The organism is uncultured Flavobacterium sp. (assembly GCF_951805225.1).
In the GTDB taxonomy this organism is placed as follows: Bacteria; Bacteroidota; Bacteroidia; order Flavobacteriales; family Flavobacteriaceae; genus Flavobacterium.
The window spans coordinates 6,128,445-6,152,599 of record NZ_OX638201.1 but is presented as its reverse complement, the minus strand read 5'-3'; the positions used below and the strand labels follow the sequence as shown (position 1 = coordinate 6,152,599).

Genomic DNA, 24,155 nt, shown 5'->3' with positions numbered 1-24,155 from the left:
CCCAAATCAAACATCTTACATATGGAAATCAATGAAAATTTGCAGGCCGAACGCAACTTGAAAGGAGCTGAGTTCGAGAAAACAGGAAATTTAGAAAAAGCAATTGAGTTATATGAGGAAAATGTCAAGGAAAGCTTTAAAGGAAATCATCCTTATGATCGATTAGCAACGATCTATAAAAATGAAAATGATATTGAAAACGAAATTAGAGTTTTAGAAAAAGCCATTATCGTTTACGAAGAAATTACAATCGAAGACCGACTTGAAGGTTTGCCAAAACTTTTCCGTTTCAAAAACCGATTAGAAAAAGCTATTGAAACCAAAAAACAATTGGCTAAACAAAAGAAAGCAAAATTGAAATAAAACATTCTTTTAAACACATAGAAACATAGATTTTTTTATGTGAAAAGAATAAAAAAGAGAAACTCATTTCTCAACACATAGTCCCGAAGCTTCGGGATGTATTTAAATAAAGTGAAACGTCTTTTCCAAGAACCAAATACTATGTTTCTATGTGTTAGAAAATTAAACGATACCAATCTAAGTATTCCAAATCATGAGCATAAAACGAACTAATTCAGACGATATCGATTTTATAAATCTTGTTGCTTTGTTAGACAAAGATTTAGCGATTAGAGACGGCGAAGATCACGCTTTTTACAATCAGTTTAATAAAACCGATAAGATTAAGCATGTTCTCGTTTATTATGAAAACGGAATTCCTGTTGGTTGTGGCGCTTTTAGAGAAAAAGAAAGCGATTCAACCGAAATTAAACGAATGTTTGTACATCCTGATTTTCGAAAAAGAGGAATTGCATCTCAGGTTTTGGCCGAATTAGAAATTTGGGCAAAAGAAGTTGGTTTTACTTATACTATTCTCGAAACCGGAAAAAACCAACCGGAAGCAATCAATTTATATCAAAAACTGGGTTATTCTATAATTCCGAATTATCCTCCTTATGAAAAAATGGATAATAGCGTTTGTATGAAAAAGACTTTATAATAATGAAAATGACAGCACAAGCATTAAGACAAAAAGTGGGACAATTCTTTTTTCCTGCAGTTTTCATAAACGATACCGAAGAAAACATTCAGGAAACCGAACGTTTGATAAAAGAACACAACATTGGCGGATTGACTTTTTTTCATAGTCGTGCGAGTGCTGCAACAAACTACGAAAGCAAGAAAAAAGTTGTTTTTAATGACGATAGTTATCAAAAAATCAAAGGCTTAATTGTTCGTTACCAAAAAGCCGCTTCTACTCCACTTTTAATAAGTATCGATGCCGAATGGGGATTAGCAATGCGTATCGAAAAAACTCCACAATATCCATATGCAATTACGCTTGGCGCTTTACCGGAAAGTAAATCAGCTTTAGTTTATGAAGTTGGAAAACAAATTGGTTTAGACTTAAAAGCTGCTGGAATTCATTATAATTTATCGCCATTGGCAGATATTAATAACAATCCGAATAATCCGGTTATTGGATATCGTTCTTTTGGAGAAAACAAAGAAAAAGTTGCTGATTTTGCTGTTGAATATCTTAACGGAATGTCTGAAGTTGGAGTTTTAGGCTGTCTGAAACACTTTCCCGGACACGGAAACACGAATGTCGATTCGCATTTAGGATTACCGGTTTTAAAAGAAACTCTGGAAGAATTAATAGAAAACGAATTATATCCATTCATTAAAGGAATCGAAAATAATGTTGATTCGATTATGATTGGACATTTGGCGGTTCCTAGTTTAAATGACGGAAAAGATACATCGGCAACTTTATCAAAACCTATTATCGAAACACTTTTACGCAAACAATTGGGTTATGATGGTTTGGTAATTTCTGATGCGCTAAACATGCACAGCGTTTCTAAATTGTATGAAACAAAAGGCGAACTGGAATGGGAAGCTTTCAATGCAGGAAATGATGTTTTATGCTTTGCCGAAAATGTTCCCGAAGGAATCGAGGCAATTCTTAAAAATGCTTCGCCGGAACGTATCGAAGAAAGTTTCAACAGAATAATGAAAGCCAAAGAAAAAGTTGGAATTATTGCTGATTCTAATTTTACTTCGGGAGAATTAAATTTCGAAAAAACATCAAAACTAAATCTTGAAATTGCTCAAAATTCAATTACAAAAATTATTGATAATTCAAATACTGAATTAGCTTTTGAAGCTCAAAAGAACAATCAATTAGCAAAATTGAGTTTATATAAAAATGTAGAAAATACTTTTTTCAAAACGATAAATTCAGAATTAAAATCTCCGGAATTTGCTTTTGAAAACTTAGAAGTTTCAAACATTTCTTCGATCGAAAAAGAACTTCAAAATTTCGAAACCATAATCATTTCATTGTTTGTTCCAAAGGCAAAACCAATGAATAATTTCGAAATTAATACCGAAGTTTTAGATTTACTTTCGAGATTGCTTCAAACCAAAAAATGTATCGTTTATGTTTTCGGAAATCCGTATGTTTTGCCAATAATCCCGAATCTTTCTAAGGCTTCAGGATTAATTCAGGCGTATCAGGATTTTGAAGAATTTCAAAAAATTGCAGGAATTCAATTTCTTGAAAATGGCGCCTGCAACGGAAGCTTACCCGTAAATATTGAACTTCAATAAGTTACAAAACTATTACAAATAATCATAACTAAATACTATTACTTAATAAATTTTTATAATTACATCTTATTGTAAGTAAGTCTACTTATGCCCTACTTTTGCACCAGAAATAAATTTTTAACGTAAAACGAAAAATATGTCTTTAGTAGGAAAAAAATTCCCAAGTATTGCAGTAGATGCTATCTCAGAAATGGGTGACAACTTAAAAATCAACATCTTTGAAGAAGCAGTAAACAACAACAAAAAAGTATTATTGTTTTGGTACCCAAAAGATTTCACTTTTGTATGTCCAACTGAATTACACGCCTTTCAAGCTGCATTACCAGAATTTGAAAAAAGAAATACTATCGTAATCGGAGCTTCATGTGATACAAACGAAGTACACTTTGCTTGGTTAAACACTCCAAAAAACAACGGTGGAATTGAAGGTGTAACTTACCCAATCTTAGCGGATACAAACCGTAATTTATCTAACATTTTAGGAATTTTAGATATAGATTCTACAGAATACAGCGAAGAAACTGATTCAGTTATCATCGAAGGTTCAAACGTAACTTACAGAGCTACTTACCTTATTGACGAAACTGGAAAAATCTTCCACGAAAGTGTTAACGATATGCCATTAGGTCGTAACGTAAACGAATACTTACGTATGGTTGATGCTTATACTCATATCCAGGAAAAAGGTGAAGTTTGTCCTGCAAACTGGGAAGCTGGAAAAGAAGCTATGTCTGCTGACAGAGTTAGTACTGCTGAGTACTTAAGCGCAAACTAATTCCTTTTAAAGGTTCTAAGATACTAAGATGCTAAGGCTCTAAGATTTTCTCTTAAAGCCTTAGTAACTTAAAATCTTACTGCCAAAATTATTCAAAAGAAGCTGGGACAAAGAAGCTAAAAAACTTAGCAACTCAGAATCTCAGTAACTCAGAACCTCAAAAAATAAAAACATGTTAATCGACTTAAACGAAGATACGTTAGCAGATTTAGTTGCTAAAAACGAAAAAGTAGTAGTACAATATTCAGCTTCATGGTGTGGAAATTGCCGTATTATGAAACCAAAATTCAAAAAATTAGCAACAGAAAATGAAGCTATCACTTTTGTTTTGGTTGATGCAGAAAATTCTCCGGAATCAAGAAAATTAGCCAATGTAAGCAACTTGCCAACATTCGCAACTTTTGTAAACGGACAATTAGTTGGAGAAACTCAAACCAACAAACAAGAAGTTTTAATCGACTTGGTAAACGCTATTGCGTAATTAGATTATGAGACTTGCTTAGATTTTTAGACTACTTAGATATTTCTAAAAATTTGAAAAAGTCTAAAATGTCTAAGTAGTCTAACAATCTAAAATCTAGAAAATGAAATTACCCGTAATAAAGCAATTGACCCAATTTATCGAAGAAAACGATCAGGATTATATCATTGAAACGATTGAAGTTCTGGAAGCGATGACTGAAATTCCGTCTCTAAAAGATGAAGAATTAGATGTAATTGGCGAATTAATTTCAAATATGTACGGTGCGCTTGAAGTACACAAAATGGTAGTTCAGGGTACTGATAAAAAAGAAGCTTTGAATGCGTTTATGAAACGTGTTTTAGGTTCTATCGATAAATAATCGACCTTTTTTCTTAAGAAGAAATAAAAAAAACATGACTTAAAAAACGCTTTCATTCCAAGGAGGCGTTTTTTTTTGTTTCAGTTTTTAGCACAAACAAAGTCATTGCGAGGAACGAAGCAACCGCACTAACAATAATCAAACTTTACAAAATAAAAACGCAAACTATCGTGAGATTGCTTCGTTCCTCGCAAAGACAAAACATCACGTTGATAACATAAATCCTCAAATTATTCGTTATCTTATTACTAGCTTAATTGTAGCGACAACCCACAACAAATACTTTTAGATTCAAATATTAATCCTTACTTTTGAACCTCATTAATTTAATCAAAAATCATGGCTTCAATAACATTAGGAGGAAATCCAATTCATACTTCAGGCGAATTACCAACAGTTGGATCGCAACTTGCTGATTTCAAATTAGTACAAAACGATTTATCAGTTGCTTCACTAAGCGATTTCGCAGGAAAAAAATTAGTTTTAAACATTTTTCCAAGCATTGATACAGGAACTTGCGCGACTTCAGTTAGAAAATTCAACGAAAGTGCAAGCAACTTAGAGAACACTACAGTTTTATGCATTTCAAGAGATTTACCTTTTGCTCAAAAACGTTTTTGTGGTGCTGAAGGATTAGCAAATGTTGTAAACTTATCTGACTTTCAAGAAGGTGCTTTTGGTAAAACAAACGGTTTAGAAATCGTTGACGGACCATTGGCTGGCTTACATTCAAGAGTGATCATTGTTGTTGACGCTAACGGAAAAATTACTCATACAGAACAAGTTGCAGAAATTGCAAACGAACCAAATTACGAAGCAGCTTTAGCAGCACTATAATACCAATAAATGGAATTTCAAAAAGACAATACTTTTGTTACAGGCCGTCTTAAAAGCATGACTTATGCTTTTAACGGTGCTGTAAAACTTATAAAAACAGAACACAGTATCATGGTTCAATTCTCATTGGGAATTTTCATGACCATTGCTGGTTTTTATTTTCATATTTCGCAAACCGAATGGCTTTGCCAAACATTAGCAATCGGCTTAGTTTTAAGCGTCGAAGGATTAAATACGGCTGTTGAAAAAATAGCTGATTTTATTCATCCAGATTACAGCAGACGAATCGGATTTATAAAAGATATTGCCGCTGGTGCAGTATTTTTTGCCGCAATGACAGCGATCGCAATAGGCTTGATTATTTATATACCAAAATTTATATAGGCAATAGGAAACCCCATAATGGCAAAAACAACAAAAAAAGAAACTTTAGACAAAAAAAACGAACCAAAAGCTGAGACGATAAAGTCCTGGAAATTAACCAAACAACAAAAGTTTGTTTTGGGATGCCTTTTGATACTCTTTTCAGTTGCATTATTAGTTGCATTCATTTCTTTTTACGTCAACGGACAATGGCAAGCTGACCAAAGTGCAGTTAGCCAGCTTAGCGACCGTACTGAAGTCGTAGAGAACTGGCTCGGAAAATTCGGAGCTTATCTCGCCGATCTGATCGTATATAGAGGATTTGGAATTGCTTCTTTTATATTAGTTCGACTATTTTTCCTTACCGGAATGTTTTTAGCATTAGAATTATCTCTAAAAAAGCTAAAAAACATATGGTTTTGGGACTTATTTGCTATTATTATTGTTTCTGTTCTATTTGGATTTTTCGCCACTTCAGCACCTGAATTAGGCGGAACAATTGGTTATGAATTAAATTTATTTCTACAGGATTACATCGGAAAAACAGGAACTTTATTGAGTTTGCTTTTTGGATTAATCGTTTATCTGATTTTTAAAATCAAACTTTCTCCTGAAAAAATTCAGTCGTATTTTGATTCTACTAAAAAAGAATTCAATTCTGAATTAAATTCGATAAAAACGCCTCAACAACCAGAAAGTGCATACAATCTGGAAGAATTCGCGATTGAAGAAGATCCGGAATTAGACAATATTCACTTAAAAACTGAAGTTTCTCAATTTGAAATCAACAAAGAAGCTTTAAAGCCAACTATAAATCATTCTTCGGAAATTGATTTGAATCCGGTTATAAAACCTCTTCAAATGGATATTAATCCTGTAACAACAACTCCGGTACACACTGAAGAATTTGTTATCGAAAAAGCTGAAGAAGAAGATATTATCGAAGAAAACCTGGCTTCTCGTCTTGTTGCTGATTTTGGATTATTTGATCCTACATTAGATTTATCGAATTATAAATTTCCAACAATCGATTTATTAAAAGAATATTCGACTGGAGGAATCACGATTAATCAGGAAGAATTAGAAGAAAATAAAAACAAAATTGTAGATACTCTTCGTAACTATAAAATTGAAATTGCACAGATTAAAGCGACCGTTGGTCCATCTGTAACTTTATACGAAATTGTACCGGAAGCAGGAATCAGAATTTCTAAAATTAAAAGTTTAGAAGATGATATTGCTTTGTCACTTTCGGCATTAGGAATTCGTATTATTGCGCCAATTCCAGGAAAAGGAACAATTGGTATTGAGGTTCCAAATAAGAATCCTACAATGGTTTCTATGAAAAGCGTTATTGGATCAGCGAAGTTTCAGGAAGCCGAAATGGAGCTACCAATTGCTTTAGGAAAAACAATTTCGAACGAAACTTTTGTCGTCGATTTAGCAAAAATGCCTCACTTATTGATGGCGGGTGCTACAGGACAAGGAAAATCTGTTGGTTTAAATGCTGTTTTAACTTCTCTTTTATACAAAAAACATCCAGCCGAAGTAAAATTTGTTTTGGTCGATCCGAAAAAAGTAGAACTTACGCTGTTCAATAAAATAGAAAGACATTATTTAGCCAAACTTCCTGATGCGGGAGACGCTATTATTACTGATAATGCAAAAGTAGTCAATACTTTGAACTCACTTTGTACTGAAATGGACAATCGTTATTCATTATTGAAAGATGCGATGGTTCGTAATATCAAAGAATACAATGATAAATTTAAAGCGAGAAAATTAAATCCCGAAGCCGGACATCGTTTTCTACCTTATATTATATTAGTTGTCGATGAGTTTGCCGATTTGATTATGACTGCCGGAAAAGAGGTAGAAATTCCTATTGCGCGTTTAGCCCAGTTAGCGCGTGCAATTGGTATTCACTTGATTATCGCGACACAAAGACCATCGGTAAACGTTATTACAGGTTTGATTAAGGCGAATTTCCCTGCCAGAATAGCTTTTAGAGTAACTTCAAAAATTGACTCGAGAACCATTCTGGACACACAAGGAGCTGATCAATTAATTGGTCGTGGAGATTTATTATATACCAACGGAAATGATGTTGTTCGTGTACAATGTGCATTTATTGACACTCCTGAGGTCGAAAAAATTACAGATTTTATTGGTTCCCAAAAAGCTTATGCCACAGCATATTTGCTTCCGGAGTTTGTTGGAGAAGAAACTGGCATTAATCTTGATATGGATATTTCCGAAAGAGATACCTTATTTAGAGAAGCTGCTGAGATTATTGTTAACGCGCAGCAAGGTTCAGCTTCATTATTGCAAAGAAAATTAAAATTAGGATACAACAGAGCCGGTCGTTTGATCGATCAGCTGGAATCAGCTGGAATTGTTGGTCCGTTTGAAGGCAGTAAAGCAAGAAGTGTGAACATATCTGATTTGAGTGCTCTTGATCAATTTTTTAATAATGAACAAAATTAATCCAATCATGAAAACAAAAATTCAAGAAATCAACCACAATTCTATCGCAAACATGACTAAAAAGTGTCTTCAAATGGCAATTATTTTGCTTTTGAGCTTCACTTCTATTCAAGCTCAGGATAAAAAAGCGAAAGATTTATTGAACGAAGTAACTTCTAAAATAAAAAGCTACGACAACATTGTTATTGACTTTAAATATTCATTGAATAATGCTAAAGAAAATATCAATCAGGACAGCAAAGGAAACGTAACTATGAAAGGCAATCAATATGTATTGAATTTTATGGGCGTTACTAAAATGTTTGACGGGCAAAAAACATACACTATAAACCCTGAAGACGAAGAAGTTACTATATCTAAAGTAAACGAAAAAGACGATACTGCTATTACGCCATCAAAGATGCTTACTTTCTTTAATTCCGGATACAAATACAACATGGATATTGTTCAAAATGTAAAAGGAAGAAAAATTCAATATATCAAATTGGCTCCTACAAATACAAAAGATCAAAGAAAAGAGATTCTTTTAGGTATTGATGTTCAGACAAAACACATCTATAATTTGATTGAAACTGGAAAAAATGGAACAAAAACAACTTTGACCGTTAATTCTTTTAAAACCAATCAGCCTTTATCAAAAAATCAATTTACCTTTGTAGCGAGCAAATATCCAAAGTACTACATCAATAAATTAGATTAATTCAAGGTTGAAAATTTTAGACAAATACTTACTAAAAACATTCTTACTTACATTTACTACGGTATTTGTAATCCTTTTTTTCATATTCATACTTCAAACCGTATGGCTTTTTATCGCAGAACTTGCGGGTAAAGACCTCGATTTGATATTGGTTTTAAAATTCCTGTTATTCTCGATGCCCAGGATTATTCCGCTGGTTTTACCGCTATCGGTTTTATTGGCTTCGATTATGTCTTTTGGAAATTTAGCCGAGAATTACGAATTCGCCGCAATGAAATCTTCCGGGATTTCATTGCAAAGAGCGATGCGGGCTTTAATTATATTCATATTCTTTTTAAGCATCGTTGCGTTTTGGTTCGCCAATAACGTGATTCCGTATGCTGAATATAAATTTATGAACTTCCGTAAAAATATCGCTCAGGCAAAACCTGCAATGGCAATTGCCGAAGGTCAGTTTAATGATGTTGGTTTTTACAACATTAAAGTGAACAAAAAATCCGGTGAAAACGGAAACATTCTGACTGGAGTTACAATCCACGAGAAGCCCAATAATATGGGGGAAAACAAAACCGTTATCAAAGCGAAAGACGGAAAATTAATCAGTAATGAAAAATCAAGTATCTTAAAACTGGTTTTGAATGATGGTTACTACTATCAGGATGTTACTCCAAAAAAATACGAAGACCGCGCTAAACTTCCTTTTGTAAAAGGTAAGTTTAAAAAACAAATTATCAATATCGACTTATCGGAATTAAATAAAGTTGATGAAGATAAAGAAAGCATAAGCGGTACAAACGCAATGCTGAACGTTAACGAATTGCGCTATACTCTTGACTCTTTAAATAAGAACCTGAACAATGAAATTATTTCTTTTTCAGAAAATATAAATCAACGTGTTGGAATTAGAAAATCTGCAATCCCAATAAAAGCAGATTCTACCAAAAAGAAGAAACCGTTGCCAAATAACCTTTTGTCATTATACAAAAACAAACAAAAGGCAGAAATCTTAAGAATGGCCAGCAGCAATGTGACCAGTAACATCTATTCTATTGAATCAACTCAAAAAGATTTAAAAGACAAACAGCGAGAAATCAACAAACATTTAACGGCTTTATACGAGAAGTTCGTGATTGCCTTTGCTTGTTTCTTAATGTTCTTTATTGGCGCTCCATTAGGTGCTATTATTCGTAAAGGAGGACTTGGTTTACCAATTGTCTTTGCGGTTTTGATTTTTATTACCTTCCATTTCATTAATACTTTTGGAAAAAGACTTTCACAAGAAGGAGGTATGAGTCCATTTGTAGGCTCATGGATGTCATCTTTTGTATTGTCACCATTGGCAATATTATTGACCTATCGCGCGACAAACGACAATGGATTAATAAACTTTGACGCAATTATTACTCCAATTTCACAACTAATTCAAAAAATTTCCGAGCGGTTTTTTCCAGCTCAAAATCAACAATAATTATGTCAACAACAAAAATACAATTGAATACCATTGAAGAAGCTATAGAAGATATTCGTCAAGGTAGAGTTATCATTGTAGTCGATGATGAAGATCGCGAAAACGAAGGTGATTTTTTGGCTGCTGCCGAAAAAGTAACTCCGGAAATGATCAATTTTATGGCGACTCACGGACGTGGTTTAATTTGCGCTCCGCTAACAGAAAGCCGTTGTAAAGAATTGGATTTAAGACCAATGGTTAGTAATAATACAGATCATATGGAAACTGCTTTTACGGTTTCAGTAGATTTAAAAGGACATGGCGTAACTACCGGAATTTCTGCAGCGGATAGAGCTAAAACTGTATTGGCTTTGACAGATTCAAATGTTAAACCACATGAATTAGCAAGACCTGGACATATCTTCCCTTTGGTTGCCAAACAAGGTGGTGTTTTAAGAAGAACTGGACATACAGAAGCTGCAATTGATTTTGCAAGATTAGCAGGATTTAAATCTGCTGGTGTAATCTGTGAAATTTTAAACGAAGACGGAACTATGTCTCGTTTACCTGAATTGGTAAAAGTGGCTAAAAAATTCGATCTTAAATTAGTTTCGATTGAAGATTTGGTTGCTTATAGAATGCAACACGACAGTTTGATTGTAAAAAAAGAAGATTTTGACATTGAGACTCGTTTTGGAACTTTTAGATTAAGAGCTTACGAACAAACGACAAACAAACAAATTCATATTGCTTTAACTAAAGGAACATGGAATCTTGGAGAACCAATCTTAACAAGAATCCACTCTTCTCAGGTAAATAATGATTTATTGGGAACTTTAACCAATAATGCTGAACAACAATTAGACGGCATGTTTAAGGTTATTAATGAAAACGGAAAAGGTGCTGTAATTTTCATTAATCAGGATATGCAAGCGGTAAACTTATTAAGCCGAATCTCTGAACTTAAAGCTTTACAAGCTGAAGGAACAATGAAAGCTCCAAAAGTTATCATTGATAGTAAAGATTATGGAATTGGAGCCCAAATTTTGCATGATATTGATATTTCTAAAATTAGATTGGTATCAAATACAGAGCAAACAAAACGTGTCGGAATGATTGGATACGGACTTGAAATTACTGAATACGTAAGCTATTAATATGACAACATTAGAAGAAAGAATTACAAAATCTGAAACACATATATTCAAAGCTGTTTTTCCGAGTACAACGAACCATTATGACACTTTATTTGGAGGAACTGCACTTCATTTGATGGATGAAGTCGCTTTTATTTGCGCGACTAGATTCAGCAGAAAAAAAGTAGTGACGATTTCGACTGGTCAAATTGATTTTAAAAAAGCAATTCCGGCAGGAACTTTAATCGAATTAGTAGCGAAAGTTATCACGGTAGGAAGAACAAGCTGCAAAATTCATGTCGATATTTTCATGGAACAAATGTATTCTGAACTTCGTGAGACTGTAGTTTCAGGAACTTTTTCGTTTGTTGCAGTAGACGAAAACAAGAAACCAACCCCGATTTTAGACTAAATACATTATTTAACAAAAAAATATTGTTTTAGTAAATACTGATAATTAGACACTTAAAAATTATCTTGAAAAAATCGCTAAAAAAGTTTTTATAATCGGAAAAGCGCACTATATTTGCACTCGCAATCACGAAATGATCGCGACATACTGGAGAAATGGCAGAGCGGTCGAATGCGGCAGTCTTGAAAACTGTTGACTGTAACAGGTCCGGGGGTTCGAATCCCTCTTTCTCCGCCAGTATTTAAACCCTCAACATTGTTGAGGGTTTTTTGTTTTTTATTATATAATTTTCTTTGTAAATAGTTCGAAAAAAATTTTCAGAATCGAAAAATCCCCTTATATTTGCACTCGCAATAACAAAACGATTGCAACATACTGGAGAAATGGCAGAGCGGTCGAATGCGGCAGTCTTGAAAACTGTTGACTGTAACAGGTCCGGGGGTTCGAATCCCTCTTTCTCCGCTAAATGTTAAAGTGGTAAACCCTGCAAATCAAAAGATTTGCAGGGTTTTTCTTTTATACCCATTTTTTTTTGTAGATGCACAAGGTTGTAGCACATTTATACCACATCTTGAACACCATTATATCGTTTCCTGAGTAGATCTATAGATATGCTTTTTTATGAAAAACTTTCATTGCCAAAAATTCAAAATTAAAATCTTCAGTAAATTTGAAAAATATATAAAAACTGTAAAGTTTCGAAAAAAAAATAAAACCACTATTTTAATTTAAAACAGTGGTTTTACAATGAATAAATAATAAATCAACTTATAAAGTTAATCTCGAAATCTATATGTATTGTTTTAGAATAGGCTATTCAATTACTATTTTTTTGGTTGTTGTAGTTGAATTTTGAGAAATCATCGCCAAATATATCCCCTTAGCAAGTTTAGTTCTGATAACTTGATTTGTATTAGACTTTAGATTTTTTGTTTCGTATAATACTGCTCCGCCTATTGCGTATATCGTTACAGAATAATTTTCGTCTGACTCTGAAGCAAAATAAATATTAAACTCTCCGCCCTTTGATGGATTAGGATATACTTGAACATCGGTATCTATTTTTATATTATCTGCTAAAGCATTTTTCGCCTCTGCACTTTTTGAAGTACTTCCTATTTTATTAAACTTAAACAATTGACACGAAGTTCCGTAATATTCCCAAAGCTGAAGATTTGCTGAGCCATCCATATTACAATTAGAAACGTCCCAACTTTTTGATGTATTTACGGCTGATTTTATGCTATAATAACCATTACCAACATCGGTTACTAACCATTTTTGAGCATCATTATTATAATCATCCCAAAGTCTTATCGATTTTCCATTTGTTGGATCTGCGCTCTCAAGATCTATTACACGTCCTGTAGCACTTGCATTTGATTTAAAACGCCAATAGCCATTTCCAGCATCAACAGCAATCCATTGTTGTGCTGTTCCTCCTAATCTATCCCAAGGATGAATTACAGCACCATTTGAATTAGTCCCATATTTAAGATCTATTACTTTACTTGAATTTGTTTTAAATTCAATTTCATAAACACCATTATTTACAAGTGAAGTCGTAGCACAGGTTTGTGATGGTACATTATTATTTGCATATGCAGCAAACCATTGCTTAACCGGTGCAGCACAAGCTTCCCAATTGTTGTTGAAAGCAGTTGTAACATTATACGGATCTGCGTTAGTTATCAAGTCTTCTGGTTGAAGTACATTCCAACTACAATTTCCTGTAGCATCAATTCTGCCTTTCATATTAAGACCAAAACCACTTGTTGTACCAGTTCCCCAAGTTCCGGAGCCGTTAGGCGACCAATCCGTTTCTGTTATCATAATTGGTGCTACATTAGCAATTGGCTGCACGTTAGCATTCCAGGCATTATTAAAACTAGTGGTATTTTCTGCATTAGCTCCCCAATATCCCGGATAAACATGCACAGCATAACCTATATTTCCTCCTGTTATCAAATGGTTTGGATATCCTTGGTAATGCGATTGATATCCAGTTCCCGGTATCCAGCAAACATTATTTGCACCATTACCTTTAATTATATTTACTAAATCCTGAAAGTAATTATGCAAAGCTGCAAAATGCTCATCGCCCGTTGCACCCCAATTTCCATTTGTCCCAAGTATTTCTATAGGTTCATTGGCTATTTCAAACATAACATTATCGACATTCTTTAAATTTGGATGGTTCGATAGATATTGCCATACCTTTCTTAAATAATTATGATAATTATCTCCAAAAGCAATTCGCTGAGGAGATACGCCGGGAGGACGAAGGACAACATAGAGCCCTCTGCTTCTGGCATGATTTATTAAAGGGATTATAACTTGATTTACATAAGTTACTAATCTATTGTAATCAAAGCATGAGATATCATTTTCTGCTGCTGTACAACCAGGTGTATTGGTCCAGTAAGGGTCAATGTGAAGTCTTATATAATTTAATTTCCATCCGTTATTGGTGTCTGTGAGCGCATCCATAACGGCATTATTATAATTTAGGCAACCTTGAACATTATAGTTATCCCAACGACATTGATTATAAGAGCAACCATTAAACCACGGACTGGGAGTTATGGCAACACCGTGTAGTAAAATGTTTTTTCCGCAAGGATCTTTTAAATTTTTGCCTTCAACATGCAGCGGAGGCAGTGGCATTCCTGGCCATGCAAACAATTGTATTTGGGGAATAAACACTAAAAATAGAAACAGTAATTTTTGAAATCTTTTCATAATATAAATGGTTTAATTAATAAATATACTCTTCACCTTTTAGTAGATTTTTTACTGTCAATTCAGCAATGAAAACCTCTAAAAAACTTGGAGTGATTGGTTACTTAAAACTTTATTGCCGCAAGGGGCTTTCAAAAACTTGCTTTCAGGATTTTACTGCGGAGTTTTTTGAGGCCACGATAACGCAAGCCTCAATTAGAGATATTTCCTTTACAGGAATATCATCTTTTCTACAACTTAAAAATGCAAGCAAAAATATTCCTGTAAATAATTAATCGAATTTCATAATTGTTACTTCACACCTTTAAGTCCTTCGGCAAAACTTGCATAAGAAAACTTACGGGTAAAATTAATATCCCACAAACCCTGATGTTGTCCTGGCAACCACGAAGAATCTGATTTACTGTCCGTTAATCCCCAAACAGTGATTCCGTATCTCTGATTTGCCGGAATGTTTTTCACATACATATCCACAACATATTTATACATATCTGCTTGTTTTTTAAGATCAGATTCCGAAGGATTAAGCCCAGCGGCAACATCCAGTTCTGAAACTTTTATAAGCTTTCCGGTTGCAGCCAGTAATTTGAACATTGTATTGATTTTATCTTTGTCAGAATTGATACTAATATGCATTTGAGTTCCTATTCCATCTACTTTTTCTCCTTTACTTTCAATATAATTTACATATTGAATAAGGCCTTTGCATTTATCAGTACTATATTCCAGATTGTAGTCATTTATGAATAATTTATCTGTTGAATTACCGCTTTTTCTGGCAAGTCTAAATGCTTCCACAGCATAATCTTTTCCCATATAATCTTGCCAGTAAAATTCATCCGAAGCCATATTTATTTTGCCAACACCTGTTTTTAATTCATAAGGATTTCCATCATCCATTGGTTCATTAACAACATCCCAGGCTTTGACATATGGAGCGCAGTTTTTAACCATTCCTGTGATCCACTTATCCAACGCGTCACCAATAATAGTCTTCTTCTCTTCTGGTGTTTTTTCTTTTGTCTGAATACTGCCGGTCGCATTATACTTTTTCAAGGTTATATTGTCGAAATAAAAATTAGTTGCAGTCTTACCAAGATTAAAAGCTATTGCTCCGCAGTTTGCCATTTCAGTAGTAACAGTAATCTCTTTAGTATAAGTTGTCCAAGAGGTTGTGTAAGTAATTGCTCCAAAGAAATCCCAATGTTTATAATTACCCGGAGTGATTTGTGCCTGCGTAGGAGAAGATGCTTCAACATCTGCACGCACATCCATTTTAAGGGTATATTTTTCGCCTACTTGTACAGCAGGAGAAAACTTTAAGTACAACTGCGCTTCCCAATCATTGGCACGAACAACTGCGTTATTTAGCTTTAAAGCTCTTCCTACTCCATTTGCGCCCTGACCTGCAGCTGTAAAAGATGCCACAACATTAGAATTGTATTGATAATTTGATGCGTCTGCAGTTTCAAAATCTGCCCCGGTTACCAGATCCCAACCCGGACCTGTTGTTGATAAAATATCCGGTGCAATCAACTTATTTAGATAAGCGGCATTTTGATTGGCGTGCCAGCAAAGAGTGTGTCCAAAAACCGAAACAGTTGCTTCAGTTGCTGCCTTTAATAATTTGTTGACATTGTCAAGATCAAGTTTTCCGTCTGATTTTACTATTGCACCATATTTCATTTCATAACCCAGCGTAATCTCATCAAAATTCTTGTTGACGACTCTATACATTAAACTTTTACTTGTATAATCAGATAATGAAATACCGGCACCTAATTTAAAATTAGGATTAGCACTTCGATTTATATAGCTTTTTAAATCAGAATAGGCATTAATTTCTTCCTGATTGGCAATACTTGCAGGTTTATCATAATTGTACTTTAAAGTATTATCGTTTGTACAGGATGCAGCCATCATCAAAACTGAAGACAATAGTCCTATTTTATATAATTTATTCATCTTCTTTAATTTTTAAATTATTTTTTAACGGGATTATAAACCGCCGCTGTTACTCCTCTGTCACGTAATACTAATGTGTCTTTTGTGGCTACATTAAAATCTTGAAAATTTACTTTATAATCAAGATAAAGGGCATCGCGGTCTTTACTTCCCCAGCTATTTTTTTCTCCTTTTTTTACATACATACCTGTTCCGCTTGCTGAATACGATGTACTGCTTCCTGAGATCGTACATTTATTTTCATTATCAAATGTGAGTACGAGATTAAAATTGACATTAACTCCATTAGCATCTTTGATAGTAACAGGAAAATCAATGATATTTAAGGAGAGTGTATTAATTTTGGAAACCTGATCTTGTTCTACATAGGTATTATGTCTGACAACTGTTTTATTGAGTGCCGTATTTCCATTATTTCCGGTAATAACATCTTTGCCTCTTCTTAAATAATTAGCATCCCAGGTATTTATATACTTTATGGCGTATAAAATATAATCTTTGGGCGCAACGCTCCAGTCTGTCTTTTGCAGTTTTAACGGATTGGGAACTAAAGCTTTTCCGGAAAGTATAGAATCAGCATTAACTACTTTTTTCATTTCGATAGGAATAACGTATGTCTTTCTTATCGATTGAGGATCTGCAAAAAAAGCATCAGATAATTGTACCTCAACGCCACCCGTAATCTGACCTTTTGGGATCACAATCTTATCACTCGAAAGTGTATAATAATTACTTGGCATAGGAACAATTTCATTTTCGCCGGCATTAAATAAGAAACCAACAGGCAACGAATTTGCAACAGCAATATCAATAGTTACGTCTTTATCATTTTGATAAACACCTCCCAGAGTTCCCATTATTTTACACTTGTGCTGATTGTCTAAAGTGGTATCAAATATATCTTCTCCTAATGTTATCGTTCTGACAGGGAATTGATACGCAAAATAAACCGACTGATGATCGTAATTATCAAATTCCGTATCTTGATTTGTACATGAAATCATGGATACAAATACAGCTGTTAGCATTAATAATATTCTGTTTTTCATTTTTCTTTAATTATATTAAATTTCCATTTTCACTAAGCAGAACCTTAATGTTCTACCATCCCTTGTTTTGCAGTAAAGCATTAAACTTAAGCGCTTCTGAGTATGGAATAGGTCCATATTTCATATACTCTGTATAAAGTCTGCTTTCTACAGTAATTTTTTGATGAACGCCGCCTTGGATTTTATCTCCATTTGCTGAAGCATTTAAGCTTGAATTCCATCTGCGTAAATCCCAAAATCTAAACCCTTCAAAACATAGCTCTAAACGACGCTCATTTCTAATTAGGTTGCGCATTTCCGTTTTATCTCCTTTAATGGTTTCCAAATAAGGATCAGGCTGAACTATTCCGGCTCTTTTTCTTAAAGCCTTAACAACATCATAGGCAGAAAATCCTATAGAACCTGTTGCTGTTGGTCCCCAGGCTTCATTTGCAGCTTCGGCATAAATAAGATACAATTCAGTATATCTCATTCGTGGTTTATAATGTCTCTGATTATTAATTGAAGTTGGATTTAAATTCACATCTTGTCTCAATAATTTTCTCATATAATATCCCGTACGAGTTGATGTACCAACCTTGTTTAAGGCATCATTTGTTGTACCATCACTAGCTGTTGTAATTACAGAATTGCTCACTCCGGCAGTTGACTGGTTTACTAAAATGAATTTTTTCAAACGAGGATCACGGTTTTCATAAGGCTTTGTTGCATCATAATTACCGCTGGCATCTGTAATAGGATAACCGTTTGCCATCGGGAAAGCATCCACCAAATTTTGCGTTGGATTGATACGTCCTTTTCCAAACAGCGTTGGAGGAAAATTGTCACTTTCTAAATTATTACTATCCGCAATATCACTTCTCCAAAGAATTTCCGGAGGATTAATTCCGGCGCCCATAGCTTTTAACTCTTCAACATCGCTGAACCAGTTTAATCCATTAGAAGCAATTCCTAAAACTCCTCCATTCAGGTTCAATAATGCGCCTGAATATTTAGCTGCATCTTCCCAAGTTGTTGTGTTTCCTGTACTAAAAGCTGGACTAGCGGCCAATAAAGCTGCTTGTGCTCTTACAACTTGTGCAATTCTGGAAGACATTCTTTGTCTCGCATATTGTCCAAAAACACGATTATAATCATTTAAATTATTTTGACCTGCAGGTAATGTTGAAGCGTCTTCAAAATCTAACGGAAGCAATTCTGTCGCTTTTTTTACATCACTATACAATTGTTTCATACAATCTTCAAAAGATGAACGGGCAACATTAAAGTTTGAACTTGCCGTTTCCGGCTCCAATAAAATTGGCACTCCTAATAATTGATCATTAGTAGCGGTTCCTGCATGAGCCTGCAACAAATAATACATGTACAAAGCTCTTAATCCATAAGCTTCACCCATCAAACGGTCTTTAAATAAAAGGCTTACATTTTGATCTTTTGCCCATTGTACTTTTGGAGCTTCAGCCAGAAAAATATTCAAATACTGAATGGCTGATCTTGAATTTGACCATTGATCTAACGGGTTAAAGTTTGATGTCCATTGACCTGTTGCTATTTTAAGATAATTGCTTGAAATATCATTCGTGACAGCATCATCTGTTGCAACATCATTAAATGACCAGGAATTTCCAGGAAGTCTTGTATAAGCATTCAGAAGAATTCCTTGTGCATATTCAGCTTCTGCATACATATCTTTAAGTCCTCTGTTATTTTCTATTGCCGGATCAATCAAATCATCACAGCTACTAAAAACAAACAGAACTGATATAAAAAATACTATTTTTACTTTCATAATATTTAAATTAAGTGGTTTTTGATTTTAAAATAATGCTTTAAGACCAAGGTTATAATATCTGGTTTGTGGAGCATTTCCAATACTTAATTCCATGATATCTCTGTTTTTAGACAGCGTTAAAAGATTAGCTCCAAGTGCATAAACACTCAGTTCATTGAAAAAAGTTTTTTGAAGTGTCTTTTTTGGAAAATCGTATGTAAGCTGTACTTTAGAAAGATTTACTCTATTTGTACTATAGATCCAAAAATCTGATGAACGGAAATTATTATCGCTGTTAAGTGAAGTTAACCTTGGATAGAGTGCTGTATCTTTATTCGCTTCTGTCCAACTATCGCGCACGTTAATTGAATATTTATCTTCACCATCCATCAAAAAATACGAACTGTTTTTCATCGCATAAGCGCCTGTTTGTCCTGTGAAAATTGTGAAAAAAGTAAAATTATTCCATTTTGAAGTAAAATTAATTCCAAATGTAAATGGCGCTCCATTCCAGCCTGCTTTACCTAAATAAACTTCGTCTCTAATATCGATAATGCCATCACCGTTTTGATCTATATATTTAATATCTCCTGGTTTGACTTGTCCGAAAGTTTGAGAAGGTGAACTGGAAATATCTTGCGCATCTCTAAAAAAGCCAGCGCTTCTAAGTCCCCAAAGCGCATCTAAAGCTTTGCCTTGTCTGTTTTGATAATTATCATCGTATAATTCGGCTCTCTTTGTCGCTTCTGTATCTATATAAGTTCCTGTGAATCCAAGTGCTAAATCTACATTTCCGACTTTTTTATTAAATCTAATATCAAAATCAAATCCAATACGTTTATCATTATTATAATTAATATAAGGTAGAAATGAAGTGTTAGGAAAGTTTGTAACAAAATAATTTGGATATAAAGTTGAAGCCTGAATAACATTTCCGGTAACTTCATTGGCAAAAAAGTTCGTATTTAAAGTGATGAAGTTTTTAAAGAATACTCCTTCTAATCCAACACTCAACTCTTTTCTCTTTGCAAAACCTAAGTTTAAATTTTCACCTCTTCTGGCATCAGTACTTCTGTTAAGAGCTCCATCTCTCCAACTAAACCACGCTCCATCAGTTTGACTGTAGATACTTTCGTATAAATAATAATTTGAAACATCTAAATCTGTATTTAAAACTCCTGCCGAAACATTCAATTTTAAACTATTAACAGCTGTCAGGTCTTTCAGGAAATTTTCTTCAGATAATTTCCATCCTAAAGTCATTGTAGGAGAAAATGCTTCACGGTTGCCTTCAGCAAATTTCGCCGAATGCACAAATGCTCCGTTAAATTCTGCAAAGTATTTTTGATCAAAATTATACGCTAAATTCAAACCTAAATTAGCATTACTCGTTTTGTGATATACACCAGAAAAACTCTGCTGAAATCCTGAACCAATAAGCATTGCTGATACATTATTATGTTCATTTATTTTTTTCACATAATTAAACTGTGCCGAAAAAGAAACGGTTTGAGAAAGTGCGCTTCCGCTGATATTTTCAATTCCCGTTTTTGAATCTTTCCCATACTTTGTTAAAGATGTAATCTGATCCTTTCCGGCATAATTATTCCATGATGCTTCATAAGTCGCATAACTATTATTATAAGATTGGTTGTATGAATTAGAATAATCAACTCCAAAATCAGTACGAAATGTCAATCCGTTAATGACATCGCCTAACTCAACATTAATACCTGTATTAAACTGAAACTGACGACTTATATAAGTATTGTGACCTCCGGCATATATAGCGGCAAAAGGATTGGTAGGATTAAGTTGTGTACCGCCTAATAAATATTGTCCGTCGACTATATAATTACTGTTTTTTACAAGCGCCATTGATGCGTCATCAGAAGGTTCAATCATACTAATTGGTACTAATGGACTGAATAAATAAGGGCGCAAAATGGCTGCGCTGCTCCAGTAGTTTGTATTTATTCCTCTTGAATTACTGTATATCGCATTTGCCCCAATTGTTGCTGAAATACGGTCATTAATTCGAAGATCTACATTTCCTCTCACATTAAATCTATTGTTTTTATTATTTGCAGCTTCACCATAATCTTGTAAAGGATCTTCTTGTGTCGAAAAATTGACAACCGTATAATATCTAGCCGATTTATTTCCGCCTGTTATCTCAACATTTGCATCATAATTAAAATAAAATTTCTTAATGTATTCTGGCGAATAGTAATTAACATCGGCATATCGATATGGATTTTTGCCTGTTGAATAATTATAAATGGTTTCATCAGAATAGGTTGGATCTAAACCATCATTTGCACGAGCCTGATTATAATAATGCATGTATTCTGCAGAACCTAAATATTTTGGAAGACTCTTTGGTATCGATATTCCATTATCAAATCTTGTGGTAATTTGTTGCTTTTGTACTTTACCTTTTTTGGTTGTAATATAAATTACGCCTTTTGCAGCGCGGCTTCCATAAAGGGCAATTGCCGAAACTCCTTTTAGAAAAGTGATTTGTTCAATTTCTGTAGATAATACTGTATTAATATCGCGAGGCACTCCATCTACTAAGACTAAATAGCCATTCATTCCCCAGATATTGCCATTATTGTATCCTCCAACAAAAGCCTGAACGCCGTCTAAACTAAAAGTTGTATAGTTTTTATCTAAAATTTCAGGCAGATTTACAAAGGAAATAGCGCCCATTAAATCCTTACTTTCTTGTTTTCTAAAAGCAATCTGAACTAAATTTGAATTCTCTTTGTCTAAATTTATATCGCTTATATCAATTGTTGCTTTTACTATAAGTGTCGTATAACCAATAGCGCTAATCTCTAGATCTGTATTAGGCGTCACACTTATGGAGTAGCTTCCCGTATTATCGGTAGTTGTTGTAGTATTATCTTCTTTGCTGACAATCGTTGCATTCTCAAGAGGTTTTCCTTCTGCCCCAATAACGATTCCTGCTAAATTTATTTTCTGTTCAATTTGAGCAAAAATCTTGGAAGGTAAGAAAGCAAATAGCACAAAACATAACACTATTTTAAGTTGTATATATCTCATTATTCTATAGTTTTATTTTTAAGTTTTTTAAAACAATCATTTTAATTACCATCCGGGATTTTGCGAAAATTCTAAATACATATTTACATCTGCATTTTTTAGCGGAAGCCAATAATGCTTTTCGCTAAAATTTCTCACCAGAATCACTTCCTCGCGAATATTAACAACTCTGTTTTCGCTTGGTTTAGTTGGATCAAATGAAGCGGTACGGTCAAATTCTATAGATTTTTTTATCGTATATGGACTTTGAATTAATAATAACCAACGGCGTAAATCATTAAAGCGGTGTCCTTCAAAACTCAACTCCACAGCACGTTCACGTCTAACTTCGTTCATAAAAGAATCTAGTGAACCCAGATATTCTGTTGCCACATGTCCAACTCCGGCTCTGTCACGAATTACATTTATAGCATCTGCAGCAGTTCCGGAATATTTAGGATCTTTTCCTGCAGCAGAACCATAACCTTGAGCCGCAGCTTCGGCATACATTATATATATATCTGATAGACGCATCCACGGAAGGTGAATATTTAAATTGTTTCCATATCCAAATCCGTCGTCAAACTTATTGGCACTTCTTGGAATAAACTTATAGAGCAAATAACCCGTTCTGCTTCCTGTACTAATATTTCGGTAACTACCATTGGTATAAAGGTTTGCGTAGCGATTATTTTCTTCGGCAGCCGGTATAGAACCCGTAACGCATTTTACACCATCATATACAATATCATTGTAAAAACGAGGATCACGACCTTTCCAAGGATAGTTTGGATCGTATCCTGAATCCGGATCTGCTTTGGTGATATCTTTAATAGGTTTTCCATTTGCCATTCCATAATTATCAACATAATTAGCTGTAGGCAGGAATTTTACATCTCCGTCACATATTTGAGGAGCTGGCTGATATTGCTTAGAAGTTCCCCAGTTAGAACCGTTTGCGCCCCAATAAGGACCTCTAAAAATAGCTTCGGTACCACCGGGCATTTTCCAGTTGCTTCCTGTAGTATAAAAATTAGTGCTGTAACTTGTAAATGGTAAAAGTTTGTATTGAGAAGCTCCACTTTCTGTTATACTTAATAATTCGGCAAAAGCTGCTGCCGCTTTTTTACAATATTCCTGATTATAACCGGCATTTCCTGTAGATACTTTATTCATTAACGGGCTTCCCGCCCACAAATAATTTTTACCTAAATAGCCCAGCGCCATTATCTTATTGATTCGAAGTTCATTCTTTCCTAATGTTCTTTTTCCGATAACGGTATTATCCCAATTGGTTGGAAGTAAATCAGCCGCTGCTCTGAAATCACTTGCCGCTTTATCAGCACATTCCTGATACGTAAGTCTTGGCAATTTAAGAGGCTGATCACTAGGAAGTACTTTATCGATATAAGGAAGACCTCCAAAATACTGCATAAACTCAAAATGAAACCATCCTCTAAAAAACAACAATTGTCCTTTGATTAAGTCCTTTTCTTCTTGCGTATATTCGGTCATTTTATCAATATTTTCAAGACCAATATTTGCCTTACGAATTCCTGCCCAGCCCAATGTCCACAGATCTTTGTGCATACGGTCATTATCCGTACTTACATTATTTCTGTTCATCCAGCCTGCTTGCCAGCCATCATATTCAGTTTGCCAGCCCCAAAAATCTCCTTTATCTATCTTGCATACAAAATGAAAATCACGTGCAGTAGACTGAATTTCATCTTCTCCCCAATTCCATGAATTTGTCCAATATCCATTGGTAAAATCCGGAATACATTGGTACAATTCTTCCGTAAATCCCTGAAAGTTTTCAAAATTCTTAAAAGCTTCCTCAGGTGATATATCCGAATCAGGAGATTTATCAAGATAATCACTGCAAGATCCGGAAAGTATAAATAAGCCTAAAACTAAGCTGTACTTTGATATTATTTTAATATAATTCTTCATAGT

At 34.2% G+C, this 24,155-nt stretch carries 19 protein-coding genes and 2 tRNA genes; 15 read left to right on the top strand and 6 right to left on the bottom strand.

All coding sequences use genetic code 11. The features are described 5' to 3' along the window. Positions 1-21 precede the first annotated feature (21 nt). The 15 genes from WN975_RS25560 (at position 22) to WN975_RS25490 (ending at position 12,080) form a co-directional block, all read left to right on the top strand. On the top strand, positions 22-363 hold the full coding sequence (locus WN975_RS25560) for a hypothetical protein (protein ID WP_337968926.1): 342 nt from the start codon (positions 22-24) through the stop codon (positions 361-363). A 193-nt stretch (positions 364-556) separates the two neighbouring features. After that, entirely contained in the window at positions 557-1,003 is a 447-nt protein-coding gene (locus tag WN975_RS25555; RefSeq protein WP_337968925.1) for a GNAT family N-acetyltransferase, read from the top strand. A gap of 2 nt (positions 1,004-1,005) precedes the next feature. Beyond that, the gene (locus tag WN975_RS25550) at positions 1,006-2,619 is read left to right on the top strand and encodes a glycoside hydrolase family 3 N-terminal domain-containing protein (protein ID WP_337968924.1); all 1,614 of its coding nucleotides are present in this window, start codon (positions 1,006-1,008) and stop codon (positions 2,617-2,619) included. Positions 2,620-2,755: 136 nt separating this feature from the next. Further along, a complete protein-coding gene (locus tag WN975_RS25545; protein WP_055098566.1) occupies positions 2,756-3,394 on the top strand; it encodes a peroxiredoxin in 639 nt (212 codons plus the stop codon). 172 nt (positions 3,395-3,566) lie between these two features. Then, entirely contained in the window at positions 3,567-3,875 is a 309-nt protein-coding gene (locus WN975_RS25540; protein WP_007805605.1) for a thioredoxin family protein, read from the top strand. Positions 3,876-3,978: 103 nt separating this feature from the next. Further along, positions 3,979-4,236, top strand: coding sequence for a hypothetical protein (locus WN975_RS25535; protein WP_017495510.1), 258 nt, complete (start codon positions 3,979-3,981; stop codon positions 4,234-4,236). Positions 4,237-4,575: 339 nt separating this feature from the next. Beyond that, a complete protein-coding gene (gene tpx / locus WN975_RS25530) occupies positions 4,576-5,073 on the top strand; it encodes a thiol peroxidase (protein ID WP_337968923.1) in 498 nt (165 codons plus the stop codon). Positions 5,074-5,082: 9 nt separating this feature from the next. Further along, on the top strand, positions 5,083-5,457 hold the full coding sequence (locus WN975_RS25525; RefSeq protein ID WP_099711194.1) for a diacylglycerol kinase family protein: 375 nt from the start codon (positions 5,083-5,085) through the stop codon (positions 5,455-5,457). Positions 5,458-5,475: 18 nt separating this feature from the next. Continuing rightward, entirely contained in the window at positions 5,476-7,923 is a 2,448-nt protein-coding gene (locus WN975_RS25520) for a DNA translocase FtsK (RefSeq protein WP_337968922.1), read from the top strand. 7 nt (positions 7,924-7,930) lie between these two features. After that, positions 7,931-8,623 (top strand): outer membrane lipoprotein carrier protein LolA, encoded by a 693-nt coding sequence (locus WN975_RS25515; protein WP_099712806.1) that lies wholly within the window; start codon positions 7,931-7,933, stop codon positions 8,621-8,623. Between the two features lie 7 nt (positions 8,624-8,630). Then, entirely contained in the window at positions 8,631-10,091 is a 1,461-nt protein-coding gene (locus WN975_RS25510) for an LptF/LptG family permease (protein WP_337968921.1), read from the top strand. 2 nt (positions 10,092-10,093) lie between these two features. Next, positions 10,094-11,227 carry a 3,4-dihydroxy-2-butanone-4-phosphate synthase gene (gene ribB, locus WN975_RS25505; RefSeq protein ID WP_165877219.1) on the top strand — a complete coding sequence of 378 codons (1,134 nt, stop codon included), beginning with the start codon at positions 10,094-10,096 and terminating at the stop codon, positions 11,225-11,227. Between the two features lies 1 nt (position 11,228). Then, on the top strand, positions 11,229-11,618 hold the full coding sequence (locus WN975_RS25500; RefSeq protein ID WP_337968920.1) for an acyl-CoA thioesterase: 390 nt from the start codon (positions 11,229-11,231) through the stop codon (positions 11,616-11,618). A 149-nt stretch (positions 11,619-11,767) separates the two neighbouring features. Then, positions 11,768-11,855 (top strand) — tRNA-Ser (locus WN975_RS25495). Positions 11,856-11,995: 140 nt separating this feature from the next. Continuing rightward, a tRNA-Ser gene (locus tag WN975_RS25490) sits at positions 11,996-12,080 on the top strand. A gap of 351 nt (positions 12,081-12,431) precedes the next feature. Here WN975_RS25490 and WN975_RS25485 read toward each other — a convergent pair. The 6 genes from WN975_RS25485 to WN975_RS25460 form a co-directional block, all read right to left on the bottom strand. After that, the gene (locus WN975_RS25485) at positions 12,432-14,360 is read right to left on the bottom strand and encodes an RICIN domain-containing protein (protein ID WP_337968919.1); all 1,929 of its coding nucleotides are present in this window, start codon (positions 14,358-14,360) and stop codon (positions 12,432-12,434) included. Positions 14,361-14,651: 291 nt separating this feature from the next. Continuing rightward, positions 14,652-16,325 (bottom strand): endo-1,4-beta-xylanase, encoded by a 1,674-nt coding sequence (locus WN975_RS25480; RefSeq protein WP_337968918.1) that lies wholly within the window; start codon positions 16,323-16,325, stop codon positions 14,652-14,654. A 17-nt stretch (positions 16,326-16,342) separates the two neighbouring features. Beyond that, on the bottom strand, positions 16,343-17,374 hold the full coding sequence (locus tag WN975_RS25475; RefSeq protein WP_337968917.1) for a DUF5627 domain-containing protein: 1,032 nt from the start codon (positions 17,372-17,374) through the stop codon (positions 16,343-16,345). A 52-nt stretch (positions 17,375-17,426) separates the two neighbouring features. Then, complete coding sequence (locus tag WN975_RS25470; RefSeq protein WP_337968916.1) at positions 17,427-19,163, bottom strand: RagB/SusD family nutrient uptake outer membrane protein; 1,737 nt, start codon at positions 19,161-19,163, stop codon at positions 17,427-17,429. 27 nt (positions 19,164-19,190) lie between these two features. Beyond that, positions 19,191-22,217, bottom strand: a complete 3,027-nt coding sequence (locus WN975_RS25465; RefSeq protein WP_337968915.1) for a SusC/RagA family TonB-linked outer membrane protein — start codon at positions 22,215-22,217, stop codon at positions 19,191-19,193. 45 nt (positions 22,218-22,262) lie between these two features. Next, positions 22,263-24,152, bottom strand: a complete 1,890-nt coding sequence (locus WN975_RS25460) for a RagB/SusD family nutrient uptake outer membrane protein (RefSeq protein ID WP_337968914.1) — start codon at positions 24,150-24,152, stop codon at positions 22,263-22,265. Positions 24,153-24,155: the final 3 nt, after the last annotated feature.

Coding starts and splice junctions, on each gene's coding strand:
- WN975_RS25535 (WP_017495510.1), top strand. CDS start 3,979: ATGAAATTACCCGTAATAAAGCAATTGACCCAATTTATCGAAGAAAAC.
- WN975_RS25480 (WP_337968918.1), bottom strand. CDS start 16,325: ATGAATAAATTATATAAAATAGGACTATTGTCTTCAGTTTTGATGATG.
- WN975_RS25475 (WP_337968917.1), bottom strand. CDS start 17,374: ATGAAAAACAGAATATTATTAATGCTAACAGCTGTATTTGTATCCATG.
- WN975_RS25515 (WP_099712806.1), top strand. CDS start 7,931: ATGAAAACAAAAATTCAAGAAATCAACCACAATTCTATCGCAAACATG.
- WN975_RS25525 (WP_099711194.1), top strand. CDS start 5,083: ATGGAATTTCAAAAAGACAATACTTTTGTTACAGGCCGTCTTAAAAGC.
- tpx (WP_337968923.1), top strand. CDS start 4,576: ATGGCTTCAATAACATTAGGAGGAAATCCAATTCATACTTCAGGCGAA.
- WN975_RS25550 (WP_337968924.1), top strand. CDS start 1,006: ATGAAAATGACAGCACAAGCATTAAGACAAAAAGTGGGACAATTCTTT.
- WN975_RS25540 (WP_007805605.1), top strand. CDS start 3,567: ATGTTAATCGACTTAAACGAAGATACGTTAGCAGATTTAGTTGCTAAA.
- WN975_RS25470 (WP_337968916.1), bottom strand. CDS start 19,163: ATGAAAGTAAAAATAGTATTTTTTATATCAGTTCTGTTTGTTTTTAGT.
- WN975_RS25485 (WP_337968919.1), bottom strand. CDS start 14,360: ATGAAAAGATTTCAAAAATTACTGTTTCTATTTTTAGTGTTTATTCCC.
- ribB (WP_165877219.1), top strand. CDS start 10,094: ATGTCAACAACAAAAATACAATTGAATACCATTGAAGAAGCTATAGAA.
- WN975_RS25545 (WP_055098566.1), top strand. CDS start 2,756: ATGTCTTTAGTAGGAAAAAAATTCCCAAGTATTGCAGTAGATGCTATC.
- WN975_RS25560 (WP_337968926.1), top strand. CDS start 22: ATGGAAATCAATGAAAATTTGCAGGCCGAACGCAACTTGAAAGGAGCT.
- WN975_RS25555 (WP_337968925.1), top strand. CDS start 557: ATGAGCATAAAACGAACTAATTCAGACGATATCGATTTTATAAATCTT.
- WN975_RS25500 (WP_337968920.1), top strand. CDS start 11,229: ATGACAACATTAGAAGAAAGAATTACAAAATCTGAAACACATATATTC.
- WN975_RS25465 (WP_337968915.1), bottom strand. CDS start 22,217: ATGAGATATATACAACTTAAAATAGTGTTATGTTTTGTGCTATTTGCT.
- WN975_RS25460 (WP_337968914.1), bottom strand. CDS start 24,152: ATGAAGAATTATATTAAAATAATATCAAAGTACAGCTTAGTTTTAGGC.
- WN975_RS25520 (WP_337968922.1), top strand. CDS start 5,476: ATGGCAAAAACAACAAAAAAAGAAACTTTAGACAAAAAAAACGAACCA.